Raw genomic sequence first — 9,273 nt, 5'->3', positions numbered from 1 at the left:
AGCGCATTTGAGCGCAGGTGGTATGTTGGCGGAAGCGTCAGCGCTTGCCGGCGAGATCGCAATCACCGTGATGGCCGCTATTAGACCCAGGCCAGCCATCGCATCATCAAGCGCCACATTTCTTTTTCGCTGCATCGTTGCTCCCTGCCACTTTTCTGAATTTTTCTTGCGGTGCACTCGCTGGCCGCCGGCCAATCTGATGCACCGACACTGAAACTATCTTGTGGTATTCGGCAGGTGCAGTCCAGCGGCGCAGGCTTTCAACCGCTCTCGTCATTGCCTTCGCGCTTGAACCCCGCCAGAGCTGGCGGCGACCAAACGCCATGGCCGCATTCGTTGCAGGACTCCTGTTCGATCTCGTCAGAACCCTCGTGGGCAACTGGCTGAGGCAGGCTGTGGTCGCCACGTGTGCGTGGCTCGATACAAAGATTCACGGCCGCGCGGGACGCTTTGTCGTGGGCGGGCTGCTCGGGATCGCCGCCTTTTTCCTCATTCCTGTTATCGCTGGCTTGCTGGGTCTTTGATGCCCTGGCTGAGGACGCACCTCGTCATCGCGTTGACCGTTGGGACGCTCATCTCGACGGTGCTCCTCGTTCTGGAGCCGCTGACCGACTTCGCGTTTCTTTGGCTGGAGTGGCCGGGTATCAGCGCAGCGTATTTTTTCCGGGGAGCGGTCGGAGGATCGACCTTGCTCGGCATCGCCATGTCCTGGCTCGTGAATGCACTGACCTATGGTCTCGGTGCTTTCGTCATTCTCAGCGCTATTAAGGTGCTGAGGGACGCATGATCCCTCACGCGGTCTCCTCGTCACCCTTGGCGACGATCTCGACTTCGAAATAGCCCATGTCGCGGAGCTCGGCGGCTTTCTTCTCCGCCGCTTCCCTGGTGTCTCGCTTCAAGATGATCTGGCCCGCTCCGTCGCGGGCACAAACGAAATAAGGCATTCTCGATTCCCAATTTCGTTTGCATACGCACGGAGCCGGGTTCCCGCAATCGACGGCTCACTGCTCCAGCCCGGCCTTTTGCCGCATCTTGTCGATCAGCTCGGAGGCCTCGGCCTTGGTCAGATCGTCCGCCGGCAGGTCCTGGTGAGCCTGCTCGGCCAAGGTCTTGAGGTAGGATTCCTGGGCTCCGGTCATCGGATCGTCGCCGGAAACCCAGTCCTTCGGGTCCTTTTGGGTGTTGTCGGCCATTGCACATCTCCTATTCCATTGTCCGTAGAACGTCGGACTCGACTCTTCGTTCCGTTTTTGTTCTCATGGGCCATCTCTAGAATTCGTGAGGCGGAACAATGCCGGACCTGGACTTTCTCAGGCGGGAGATCGAACGGATGCGCATCCAGATGGGCAGGCAGAGGAAGGAGATCCTCCAGCTGCAGCGGGCGGGGATCGGGACGGCCTCGGCCGAGGCGCTGCTGTCGCGGATGGAGGCGAAGGTCGAGGGCCTGTGCGCGGAACGCGACGCGCTGAAGGCGGCAGAGCCGCGAAAGACCAAGGGCCGGGTGCTCGGCGGGAGGACATGGTGAGCAGGCGATGGTTCGACGACGAGCGAGATCTGTCGCCCTTCCTCACCGCGCTCGAGGACGTTCGCCGCCGAGCGACGCGGGAAGGGTGGTGCTATGCCCACGTCCAGGCCATCATCGTCGCGATCGACCAGTACGCGGAAGCCGCGACCGGCAACCGCGAGTATTTCCTCAACAAGCCGGTTTCGATCGGGGACAACCGGAAGGCCGCGGACATTCCGTGAGCGTGCAAGCGGACCCCGGGCGTGCGCAGCTATCGTTGCGATCAGCGCGGTGAAACCGAGGAGGAGGGCGCTGACCTCGTGCGTGCAGGCGAAGCGTTCTTGCTTCGCGGCGCGGCAGCCTCACGGGTCTTGCCGGACTTCGGACCAGCTTTTGGTGTGATCCCGTTCTGCTCGTCGAACTGCTTGAGCCAGGCCGCGATGTAGCGCGGGTCGTCCGGACAAAGCCGCTCGAGCAAACGAAGGTTCTGCGCTCTGAATTCCACAAGGGTTTTCGGCATCACGGCTCCTCAAAAACCCTGCCCGTCGCAAAAATTGCGTCCGGACGGGCGCGGGGTCAACGGCAAAGAGCGCTTGAAATCCCGGACGAGCTGATGCAGCGCGAAAAGCGAAAACCCCGCCCTTTCGGGAGCGGGGTTCTCTGTCGAGGTGAAGCTTAGGGACGCTTCAACTGTAAGACGCGCGAGGGCCAAGAAAGTTCAAAACAACGTGCGCCGCCCCGCTTGCAAGCGGATGCACGCGCGCCGGGCAATTACAAATCCGTAAGTCGGTTGAAAATCGACGCCCAAAAACTATCTCTGCGTCAGGCGGCAGCGTAACAAGCCGCCCTTCAACTGACACCCAGCCGCCGCGCTCAGAACAGGCGAAGCTGGGTCCTTTGACATTGTCCCGCTTAAGGTCCCGCCTCATTGGCCTCAGAGGCAAACGTCCATGGCTGCCCGCACCTACAACCACGAACGCTGGTCGGAAGACGACGACCGGCTGCTCCGATCCATGTGTGAAACCGGCAAGAGCCTGACGCTGATGATCGTGAAGCTGAAGCGCCCGATTGCATCGATCAGGTCGCGCGCGATCGAGCTTGGCATCAATCTGCCGGGCACGCGCATCGGCCTGCGACGGAAGCGGCGAACCGCTTGAGCCCGCGCGCACGTCATGCCCTTGCGGCCGGGCTAGGCTGCGATCCGCTGTTCGACCGGCGCCGTCAGGAATTTGAGCGCTTCGGCATGGGCGAGATCCGGGACCGCGATCGCCGTGTGGCTGTACATCGCATGCGTCCGAGACGTCGCGATCTGGTCCAGGATCGCCTTGCCCTTGATGACGTGGAGGCCCATGCCGTCATCGACCGGGAAGATCGCCAGCACCACGTCGTAGGCCGCGATCACGGCCCTGAGTGCCTCGGCCTTGTCTTCGGCGACATCGACAAAGATACGAACATCCGCCGCGAGTTCACGCAGCTCGTTAAAATCCAGCACTTTGAGGATACTCCAACGCAACCAACCTGACTGAAGCTTGGTCGCGTTAGGTTACTGAAGCGTCAACAACGGATCGCCGAGCCACAAGTTTCGCGACGAGGTGACGCCACGCGCCAAAGCGCGATCCGATCTAGCGCTTGGCGTCCTGCTTGCGAAGCCTGGCCTCGGCGGCCTCGTCCACGAGAGTGAGGCTGGCGCCGTCATAGCTCAGCCTGAAACCGCGACCGACGATCCAGATCCAGCCTTCCCGGTCCTTGATGGCCGAGGCATTGAACTGCTCGGAGATCGATTTGACGGCAGCTTCCTGCGATCCCGGATTGTTCAGCGTCGCATTGACGCGCCAGATCGGATGCCTGGGGTCGGTCTCGTCGCCGTCAACAGCGACCTTGGCGCCGTTGATCTCGCAGGCGAGCGTGTACGGACCTCGGCTCGGCCGGCAGAGATAGTGGCGTTGAGCGACGAGCCTGCTGGTCTCGTCGAATGTCATTCCGGGCGAGAAGCCGAAGATGTCGGACTTTTTCACGATGGCGAAGGACGCCGGCTTCAAGAAGCCTGGCTGGATCGCGACGAGGGCTGCGACAGCGACCACGATCAAACCTGCGATGACGATAGCGACCTTCATCAGAACCCCATCAGATACCTTTCCCGGCTTATAACAGCCGCGGTGCTCTGAAAGGTTCGAGAAAATTGCAGACCCTAAAATTGCAGGTCCTGCAACGTCTTGCACAGGAAGTGGGGAACCTCGCGGCCCCCGTGCTTGCGTTTTCGGCCTCGATAGGGTCTAAGCCCGGTCGCTTCATGACATCCGGCATGAATCAGCAGCGCGCACTCGCGGGTCCGGCCGCGTCCCCAGCAGCAGATTGCTCCGCGCACCCATTCAAAGGAATTCAGACCATGGCGAAGATGACGAAGACCCAATTGATCGATGCAATTGCCGAGGGCACGCAGCTTTCGAAGAACGACGTCAAGTCGGTGATCGAGTACATGGCGACCGTCGGCTACAAGGAGCTCAACGAGTCCGGCGAGTTCGTCATTCCCGGCTTCGTGAAGATGTCGGTCGTGAACAAGCCGGCGACCGAAGCGCGCATGGGCATCAATCCCTTCACCAAGGAGCCGATGCAGTTTGCGGCGAAGCCCGCCAGCAAGTCGGTCAAGGCCTCGCCGCTGAAGGTCGCCAAGGACGCCGTCTGACGTTCCCTCACGATCGTCATTGCACGAGAAAAAGCCTCGCGCTTTCGCGCGAGGCTTTTTTGGCTGAAGGCGTTGGGATTTCAGCGCCTGCCGACAGCCATGGCCTTAACCTAAAGTTGAAATCGTAAAAAGCAACAGCGCCGCCGTGACGGAATATGTTCGTCAGGCGGCGCTGCCGTGTAACTGGGCGCTGAAATCCCCAGCTTTCATGGGTGCTTGCCGCGCCGGAAAGGTTCAACGCTGCTCCACCAAAAATTTACGTGCGGGGCTGGACTTTTTGTTCTCATTTTGTTCTAGTAGAGCGCCTTGATAGACCGTTGGAGGTGACTCATGACCGTCGAAAAGCAGCGCGAAGTGATCAGGCTCTGGAACCAGCTCAGAAAAGTCGAGGGCCCTGCCGCGGAGGAGCTCCGCATCCAGATCCTCGAATGCTTCTCGAAGGAGAAGCCGAAACGGGCGGCCTGATTTTTGTCGTCGCGGCGGCAACGCGCAAGCGCGTCGCAGAAGAGTCTTGTCGCAGAAGCGTCTTGTCGCAGAAGAGTCTCACCACCGAAGCGTTTCACCATCGCGGCGGCGTGCCGCGTCGAACGCGCGAGCGTGCAGACTTCATGGATCGTTAGGAGTTGCTCTCCGCACATTCCTGCGACTCCGATTCGTTCTTTGCGAACGAAACGGAGTCGAAGCTGGAACAAAGCCGGTCGTTGTGGCGCCGCTCGCGCCGCGAAGGTGCGGGTGAGGCCTGGCTAACGATAGCTTACGCGGATGCCGATAACCCTATTCGCTTAGGTTAAAAACCCAATCGCGTTGCGCTTGCTGCGCGTTGAGGTAGGTGTCCGGCAAAGCCAAGCAAGAAACGCCCTTTCCAAGAAGCGATTTGCCAAGAAGCGATTTGTCATGACGCCCTTTTCAGCTCCGTCCTTTTTTCAAGGCGATCGGCACACCTACCGGCGCGTCGCCGTCGTCGGCACGCTGTTCTGTCTTGCGTTCGTCGTGATCAGCTTTTCGCTGCGGCCGCAGGCCGAGGATATACGCGTTGCGGTCAAGGCCGACCGTTTGGTGCGCACAGCAGGCCAAGCCGCGCGCGCCAATTAACACCGCGCGCGCCAATTAACGCTCGTCGCCGCAGCCGCGGTCATCGGCCCGCGCCTGCGAGCAGCCGGCGCCGCGCGAGGCGAGCGCCACGAAGCCGGCATAGCCGGACAGATTGAGCAGGACTTCGAGCCAGGCGGGCATATCTCTTCTCTCCGCTCAGCGGGGGATGGACTCAACGTCCGCGCGCATTCCTCGTTCCATGCTCCCGCAAACAAACTCAGAGCGGGGTGGAGGGGTCGAGCCGGCGGCCGAGGGTCGCGACGGATTCGCTCGAGGGCTGCTCCTTGAGGAACTCGGCGATGGCCTGCGCCAGCTCGCGGTCGCTCATCGGCGTCGGCGGCGGGCGTAGCGCGCCGACACCGAAGCTGCGGACGATCTCGTCGTAATGGTCATCGTCGGATCTGGGAACCAACTTGCGGATACGGGCCAGCAAAGCGGATAACGGCAAACTCTCCTCCATGATTGTCCCCACTGGCAACCGTCATGGTCTGCTGCCATCTGCTCCCTGCAAACTGAAAACCCCGCCAGCACCGCGGAGATGCTGACGGGGTCTTCGTGCTGTCGCCTCAACCCGGATGGCGGAGGCTCCCGCACTTGAGAGGCTGACCTCCGTCCCGCCGTTTCGTTCCCCGCTGCATCGACATTTATTGACTGCGGGCGGTTCCATCCACGCGCAACCATCGCAGGCGCTCGCCGTTGTCTCCCCGACACGCGAAGGAGGACAAGCATGACAAAGACACTGGCAGTTCTAGCCACCATCGCGGCGGTCGGTGTGACCGCGGTCGCGGCGCCCGCGCCGGCCGAGGCGCGCGGTCGCGGCGGCATCGGCCCGGGCCTCGCGTTCGGCCTCGCCGCCGGCGCGATCACCGCGGGCGCAGTCGCGGCTTCCCAGCCCTATGGCTACTACGGTCCCCGCTACCGCTATTACGACGGTCCCGCCTATTACGGACCGGGTCCGTACGCCTATTACGGCGGGCCGTATTACCGTCACCACCACTACCGTCATTGGTAGTCGGTGATAGCGAAAAGCCCGGAGCGCTGCTCCGGGCTTTTTTCATTCGCAGGTCTTGTTTCATGCGCACGTCGTCGCGCCCGCCGGCGCGGTGACGCTAGGGCCAGAGCGAGGGCCGCTCGACCTTGCGGGCATTCTCCAGTGTCGACACGAAGTATTCCTCGCGCTCGCGCTTGAACTTTTCCTGCGTGGCACGGAAGGCGGCGACACGGGCGGCGATTTCTTCGCGTTCGCGCTCTTTGCGTTGTTCGTCTTCGGTCATGTCAAATCCCCTCTACACCTGAGTATGTGCACATCCGAACTCAAGCACTGCCGCCGCAATCACGTTGAGTCGCGTCAACACATCCATTGGCACTTCCGAATGGGGCGTCAATGGGGAGGAGGCATTGCAGGATTGTGATATGCGAAGGTCGGAAGAAATTGCCGAGCGCATCGCGTTGGCGCTTTGATAAGAGGGTCAACGATCTTGCCGCTTGCGCAGATTGCCGTCAGGCCAGACTATTCGGGAGGCGCGATTGATCGCATCGGATCTGCAGAGCGGTATCGAGCGGCTCGGCGACATGATCGCCGAAGCCAGGACCATCGTGCCGTTCACCGGCGCCGGCATCTCGACCGAATGCGGCATTCCCGACTTCCGCTCGCCGGGCGGAATTTGGACGCGCAACCGTCCGATCCCGTTCGACGAGTTCGTCGCGAGCCAGTCAGCGCGGGACGAATCCTGGCGCCGCCGCTTTGCGATGGAGGAGGTGTTTGCCGCAGCGAGGCCCGGCCGCGGCCACCTTGCGTTGGCATCGCTCTACCGCGCCGGCAAGGTTCCCGCCGTCATCACCCAGAACATCGACAACCTGCACCAGGCCTCCGGCTTCGCGCCGGAGCATGTGATTGAACTTCACGGAAATACCACTTATGCGCGCTGCATCGGATGTGGCCAAGCCTATCCGCTCGACTGGGTGAGGCGCCGTTTCGAGGACGATGGCGCGGCGCCCGACTGCACCGCCTGCGACGCGCCGGTGAAGACCGCCACGATTTCCTTCGGCCAAATGATGCCGGACGAGGAGATGCAGCGCGCAACAGCGCTGTCGCAGGCCTGCGATCTCTTCATCGCGATCGGTTCCTCGCTGGTGGTCTGGCCGGCGGCCGGCTTTCCGATGATGGCCAAGCGCGCCGGTGCACGTCTCGTAATCATCAATCGCGAGCCGACCGAACAGGACGACATCGCCGACCTCGTCATCCACCACGACATCGGCGAGACGCTCGGGCCCTTTGTCGGCAATTGAGGCATCAATTTGATTCGCGGCTGTGCAAGCTGTTCATAGGTTCCGGCGAATCTCTTTTTTGTCTATGCGTCGCAACCGGGAGTGTTATCTTTTGAGTCGAAAGATTCGCGTCGCGTCGAATCGGGAACATTCTCTTAAGACGCGTGATTCGAGCGCCGCCAATGTGGCGGGTTGCATGGCAGTGTGGGGTCCGGGGTTATGGGGTCGTCGGACGGATTTGAGTCCAAGAAGCTTGGAGTTCCCGGACAGGGCACCTCGCCGGGGCGCTTGACGCCGGGCGAGCACGGCAGCGCCGGCCGCGACAATGCACTCAATCCCTTCACCGGATTGGGCGAAGCCAGCGCCAACCTCGTCGAGGTCACCGGCGTCATCAAATGGTTCGACGCCTCCAAAGGTTACGGTTTCATCGTTCCCGATAACGGCTGGCCGGACGTCCTCCTGCACGTTACCGTGCTTAGGCGCGATGGCTTCCAGACTGCCTATGAGGGCGCCCGCATCGTCGTCGAGTGCATCCAGCGCGCCAAGGGCTATCAGGCTTTCCGCGTCGTCTCGATGGACGAGTCGACCGCGATCCACCCGGCGCAGATGCTGCCGCCGCGGACCCATGTCACGGTCACCCCGACCAGCGGGCTGGAACGGGCCCAGGTCAAATGGTTCAACCGGCTGCGCGGCTTCGGCTTCCTGACCTGCGGCGAGGGCACCCCCGATATCTTCGTGCACATGGAGACGCTGCGTCGCTTCGGCATGACCGAGCTGAGGCCGGGCCAGTATGTGCTGGTCCGCTTCGGGCCCGGCTCCAAGGGCATGATGGCGGCCGAGATCCATCCGGAGACCGGGTCGCCCGGATTGCAGTCGCACTAAGGATCTTAGTTCCCTCAATCGTGAGCAGAGGCGTGCCGCAAGTCCGGCGCGCCTCTTCCTTTTCCGGCGGTCGCCGCGTAAGGACAGACTTAAAGTCCCACGCCACGAGAGCCCCCATGAATTGTGATCGAAAGGCCGTCTGGTCCGCTCTGAAGGGCTGGCTTGCCGCCATCCTCGTCATCGCCGGCTGGGCCGTCGCCGGCACGCCGGCCGGCGCCGCCAGCTTCCAGCCGCTCGAGATCGTCACCAAGAACGGTGTGCAGGTGTTCTCGGTCGAGATGGCGACGACCCCGGAGGAGAAGGAGACCGGCCTGATGTACCGCAAGGAATTGGCCGACGGCAAAGGCATGCTGTTCGACTTCAATCCCGAGCAGGAAATCTCGATGTGGATGAAGAACACTTATGTGTCGCTCGACATGATCTTCATCCGCGCCGATGGCCGCATCCTGCGCATTGCGGAGAATACCGAGCCGTTGTCGACGAAGATCATCTCCTCCCGGGGGCCCGCCAGGGCCGTGCTGGAGGTGGTGGCGGGGACGGCGCAGAAGTACGGCATCCGCCCCGGCGACCGCGTCGGTCACCCCCTGTTCGGCGGCAAATAGGGCGGGTAGAGGCGATTGCGGCCCAGGCCGGCGGCTTTGGAAAGCTTGCTGGCGCTCCGGGAAGCGTGTATCGACGGGGCTCGCCGGACATTCGGGGTATAGCGCAGCCTGGTAGCGCGGCAGTTTTGGGTACTGCAGGTCGTTGGTTCGAATCCAGCTGCCCCGACCATTGGCAATGTTATTCAATGAAATCAGGTAGTTACGTGGATGCAACCAAGCAAAAATGGTGCAACTCGTAACAG

The 9,273-nt window shown here is 61.9% G+C and carries 21 protein-coding genes and 1 tRNA gene; 13 read left to right on the top strand and 9 right to left on the bottom strand.

The window, feature by feature from the left end:
- The first annotated feature begins 323 nt into the window (after positions 1–323).
- The gene (locus AC24YW_RS00385) at positions 324–524 is read left to right on the top strand and encodes a hypothetical protein (protein ID WP_487480842.1); all 201 of its coding nucleotides are present in this window, start codon (positions 324–326) and stop codon (positions 522–524) included.
- Positions 524–787 carry a hypothetical protein gene (locus AC24YW_RS00380; protein ID WP_487480841.1) on the top strand — a complete coding sequence of 88 codons (264 nt, stop codon included), beginning with the start codon at positions 524–526 and terminating at the stop codon, positions 785–787. The genes AC24YW_RS00385 and AC24YW_RS00380 overlap by 1 nt, the downstream gene beginning before the upstream one ends.
- Before the next feature lie 4 nt (positions 788–791).
- Here the strand turns inward: AC24YW_RS00380 and AC24YW_RS00375 are convergent, their stop codons facing one another.
- Both AC24YW_RS00375 and AC24YW_RS00370 read right to left on the bottom strand, forming a co-directional pair.
- Positions 792–944: a hypothetical protein gene (locus AC24YW_RS00375; protein ID WP_157783960.1), complete on the bottom strand. Its 153-nt coding sequence runs from the start codon at positions 942–944 to the stop codon at positions 792–794.
- 57 nt (positions 945–1,001) lie between these two features.
- Positions 1,002–1,193, bottom strand: a complete 192-nt coding sequence (locus AC24YW_RS00370) for a DUF3072 domain-containing protein (protein WP_487480840.1) — start codon at positions 1,191–1,193, stop codon at positions 1,002–1,004.
- 98 nt (positions 1,194–1,291) lie between these two features.
- On the opposite strand from AC24YW_RS00370, the gene AC24YW_RS00365 reads away from it, so the two are divergent.
- Together AC24YW_RS00365 and AC24YW_RS00360 are read left to right on the top strand one after the other, a co-directional pair.
- Entirely contained in the window at positions 1,292–1,525 is a 234-nt protein-coding gene (locus AC24YW_RS00365) for a hypothetical protein (protein WP_487480839.1), read from the top strand.
- Positions 1,522–1,746: a hypothetical protein gene (locus tag AC24YW_RS00360; protein WP_085974320.1), complete on the top strand. Its 225-nt coding sequence runs from the start codon at positions 1,522–1,524 to the stop codon at positions 1,744–1,746. Before AC24YW_RS00365 ends, AC24YW_RS00360 begins: the two co-directional genes overlap by 4 nt.
- Positions 1,747–1,787: 41 nt before the next feature.
- Here the strand turns inward: AC24YW_RS00360 and AC24YW_RS00355 are convergent, their stop codons facing one another.
- Positions 1,788–2,027: a hypothetical protein gene (locus tag AC24YW_RS00355; protein ID WP_487480838.1), complete on the bottom strand. Its 240-nt coding sequence runs from the start codon at positions 2,025–2,027 to the stop codon at positions 1,788–1,790.
- Positions 2,028–2,454: 427 nt separating this feature from the next.
- Here AC24YW_RS00355 and AC24YW_RS00350 point away from each other — a divergent pair, with 427 nt between their 5' ends.
- On the top strand, positions 2,455–2,661 hold the full coding sequence (locus AC24YW_RS00350; protein ID WP_036022978.1) for a hypothetical protein: 207 nt from the start codon (positions 2,455–2,457) through the stop codon (positions 2,659–2,661).
- Between the two features lie 32 nt (positions 2,662–2,693).
- On the opposite strand, the gene AC24YW_RS00345 is transcribed toward AC24YW_RS00350, so the two are convergent.
- The gene (locus AC24YW_RS00345; RefSeq protein ID WP_487480837.1) at positions 2,694–2,996 is read right to left on the bottom strand and encodes a hypothetical protein; all 303 of its coding nucleotides are present in this window, start codon (positions 2,994–2,996) and stop codon (positions 2,694–2,696) included.
- 130 nt (positions 2,997–3,126) lie between these two features.
- Positions 3,127–3,618, bottom strand: a complete 492-nt coding sequence (locus AC24YW_RS00340) for a hypothetical protein (protein ID WP_487480836.1) — start codon at positions 3,616–3,618, stop codon at positions 3,127–3,129.
- Between the two features lie 272 nt (positions 3,619–3,890).
- Between AC24YW_RS00340 and AC24YW_RS00335 the strand changes: the two genes are divergently transcribed.
- The gene (locus AC24YW_RS00335) at positions 3,891–4,187 is read left to right on the top strand and encodes an HU family DNA-binding protein (protein ID WP_008558895.1); all 297 of its coding nucleotides are present in this window, start codon (positions 3,891–3,893) and stop codon (positions 4,185–4,187) included.
- A 16-nt stretch (positions 4,188–4,203) separates the two neighbouring features.
- Here AC24YW_RS00335 and AC24YW_RS00330 read toward each other — a convergent pair whose 3' ends face one another.
- Entirely contained in the window at positions 4,204–4,425 is a 222-nt protein-coding gene (locus AC24YW_RS00330) for a hypothetical protein (RefSeq protein WP_487480835.1), read from the bottom strand.
- 92 nt (positions 4,426–4,517) lie between these two features.
- Here AC24YW_RS00330 and AC24YW_RS00325 point away from each other — a divergent pair, with 92 nt between their 5' ends.
- Entirely contained in the window at positions 4,518–4,652 is a 135-nt protein-coding gene (locus tag AC24YW_RS00325; protein ID WP_487480834.1) for a hypothetical protein, read from the top strand.
- Positions 4,653–5,081: 429 nt separating this feature from the next.
- Positions 5,082–5,279 (top strand): hypothetical protein, encoded by a 198-nt coding sequence (locus AC24YW_RS00320; RefSeq protein WP_487481824.1) that lies wholly within the window; start codon positions 5,082–5,084, stop codon positions 5,277–5,279.
- A gap of 15 nt (positions 5,280–5,294) precedes the next feature.
- Here AC24YW_RS00320 and AC24YW_RS00315 read toward each other — a convergent pair whose 3' ends face one another.
- Positions 5,295–5,420, bottom strand: a complete 126-nt coding sequence (locus AC24YW_RS00315; protein ID WP_487480833.1) for a hypothetical protein — start codon at positions 5,418–5,420, stop codon at positions 5,295–5,297.
- A 76-nt stretch (positions 5,421–5,496) separates the two neighbouring features.
- Positions 5,497–5,739 (bottom strand): hypothetical protein, encoded by a 243-nt coding sequence (locus AC24YW_RS00310; protein ID WP_487480832.1) that lies wholly within the window; start codon positions 5,737–5,739, stop codon positions 5,497–5,499.
- Positions 5,740–6,006: 267 nt separating this feature from the next.
- Between AC24YW_RS00310 and AC24YW_RS00305 the strand changes: the two genes are divergently transcribed.
- Positions 6,007–6,291, top strand: a complete 285-nt coding sequence (locus AC24YW_RS00305; protein ID WP_487480831.1) for a hypothetical protein — start codon at positions 6,007–6,009, stop codon at positions 6,289–6,291.
- A gap of 97 nt (positions 6,292–6,388) precedes the next feature.
- Here the strand turns inward: AC24YW_RS00305 and AC24YW_RS00300 are convergent, their stop codons facing one another.
- Positions 6,389–6,553 (bottom strand): hypothetical protein, encoded by a 165-nt coding sequence (locus AC24YW_RS00300; RefSeq protein ID WP_008558907.1) that lies wholly within the window; start codon positions 6,551–6,553, stop codon positions 6,389–6,391.
- Between the two features lie 253 nt (positions 6,554–6,806).
- Between AC24YW_RS00300 and AC24YW_RS00295 the strand changes: the two genes are divergently transcribed.
- The 4 genes from AC24YW_RS00295 (at position 6,807) to AC24YW_RS00280 (ending at position 9,200) form a co-directional block, all read left to right on the top strand.
- Positions 6,807–7,568 (top strand): SIR2 family NAD-dependent protein deacylase, encoded by a 762-nt coding sequence (locus tag AC24YW_RS00295; RefSeq protein ID WP_487480830.1) that lies wholly within the window; start codon positions 6,807–6,809, stop codon positions 7,566–7,568.
- 198 nt (positions 7,569–7,766) lie between these two features.
- Entirely contained in the window at positions 7,767–8,429 is a 663-nt protein-coding gene (locus tag AC24YW_RS00290; RefSeq protein WP_487480829.1) for a cold-shock protein, read from the top strand.
- A 116-nt stretch (positions 8,430–8,545) separates the two neighbouring features.
- Positions 8,546–9,031 (top strand): DUF192 domain-containing protein, encoded by a 486-nt coding sequence (locus AC24YW_RS00285; RefSeq protein ID WP_487480828.1) that lies wholly within the window; start codon positions 8,546–8,548, stop codon positions 9,029–9,031.
- Positions 9,032–9,123: 92 nt separating this feature from the next.
- Positions 9,124–9,200, top strand: a tRNA-Pro gene (locus tag AC24YW_RS00280).
- Positions 9,201–9,273 lie beyond the last annotated feature (73 nt).

The sequence above is a fragment of the Bradyrhizobium sp. USDA3516 genome, assembly GCF_057651995.1.
The sequence above is the reverse complement of the archived record's forward strand: the minus strand, read 5'-3'. Positions and strand labels throughout refer to the sequence as shown.

What these genes read in the sequence shown, in the direction of transcription:
- AC24YW_RS00385 (WP_487480842.1), top strand. Translation starts at nt 324, where the DNA reads ATGGCCGCATTCGTTGCAGGACTCCTGTTCGATCTCGTCAGAACCCTC.
- AC24YW_RS00380 (WP_487480841.1), top strand. Translation starts at nt 524, where the DNA reads ATGCCCTGGCTGAGGACGCACCTCGTCATCGCGTTGACCGTTGGGACG.
- AC24YW_RS00375 (WP_157783960.1), bottom strand. Translation starts at nt 944, where the DNA reads ATGCCTTATTTCGTTTGTGCCCGCGACGGAGCGGGCCAGATCATCTTG.
- AC24YW_RS00370 (WP_487480840.1), bottom strand. Translation starts at nt 1,193, where the DNA reads ATGGCCGACAACACCCAAAAGGACCCGAAGGACTGGGTTTCCGGCGAC.
- AC24YW_RS00365 (WP_487480839.1), top strand. Translation starts at nt 1,292, where the DNA reads ATGCCGGACCTGGACTTTCTCAGGCGGGAGATCGAACGGATGCGCATC.
- AC24YW_RS00350 (WP_036022978.1), top strand. Translation starts at nt 2,455, where the DNA reads ATGGCTGCCCGCACCTACAACCACGAACGCTGGTCGGAAGACGACGAC.
- AC24YW_RS00340 (WP_487480836.1), bottom strand. Translation starts at nt 3,618, where the DNA reads ATGAAGGTCGCTATCGTCATCGCAGGTTTGATCGTGGTCGCTGTCGCA.
- AC24YW_RS00335 (WP_008558895.1), top strand. Translation starts at nt 3,891, where the DNA reads ATGGCGAAGATGACGAAGACCCAATTGATCGATGCAATTGCCGAGGGC.
- AC24YW_RS00325 (WP_487480834.1), top strand. Translation starts at nt 4,518, where the DNA reads ATGACCGTCGAAAAGCAGCGCGAAGTGATCAGGCTCTGGAACCAGCTC.
- AC24YW_RS00320 (WP_487481824.1), top strand. Translation starts at nt 5,082, where the DNA reads ATGACGCCCTTTTCAGCTCCGTCCTTTTTTCAAGGCGATCGGCACACC.
- AC24YW_RS00315 (WP_487480833.1), bottom strand. Translation starts at nt 5,420, where the DNA reads ATGCCCGCCTGGCTCGAAGTCCTGCTCAATCTGTCCGGCTATGCCGGC.
- AC24YW_RS00310 (WP_487480832.1), bottom strand. Translation starts at nt 5,739, where the DNA reads ATGGAGGAGAGTTTGCCGTTATCCGCTTTGCTGGCCCGTATCCGCAAG.
- AC24YW_RS00305 (WP_487480831.1), top strand. Translation starts at nt 6,007, where the DNA reads ATGACAAAGACACTGGCAGTTCTAGCCACCATCGCGGCGGTCGGTGTG.
- AC24YW_RS00300 (WP_008558907.1), bottom strand. Translation starts at nt 6,553, where the DNA reads ATGACCGAAGACGAACAACGCAAAGAGCGCGAACGCGAAGAAATCGCC.
- AC24YW_RS00290 (WP_487480829.1), top strand. Translation starts at nt 7,767, where the DNA reads ATGGGGTCGTCGGACGGATTTGAGTCCAAGAAGCTTGGAGTTCCCGGA.
- AC24YW_RS00285 (WP_487480828.1), top strand. Translation starts at nt 8,546, where the DNA reads ATGAATTGTGATCGAAAGGCCGTCTGGTCCGCTCTGAAGGGCTGGCTT.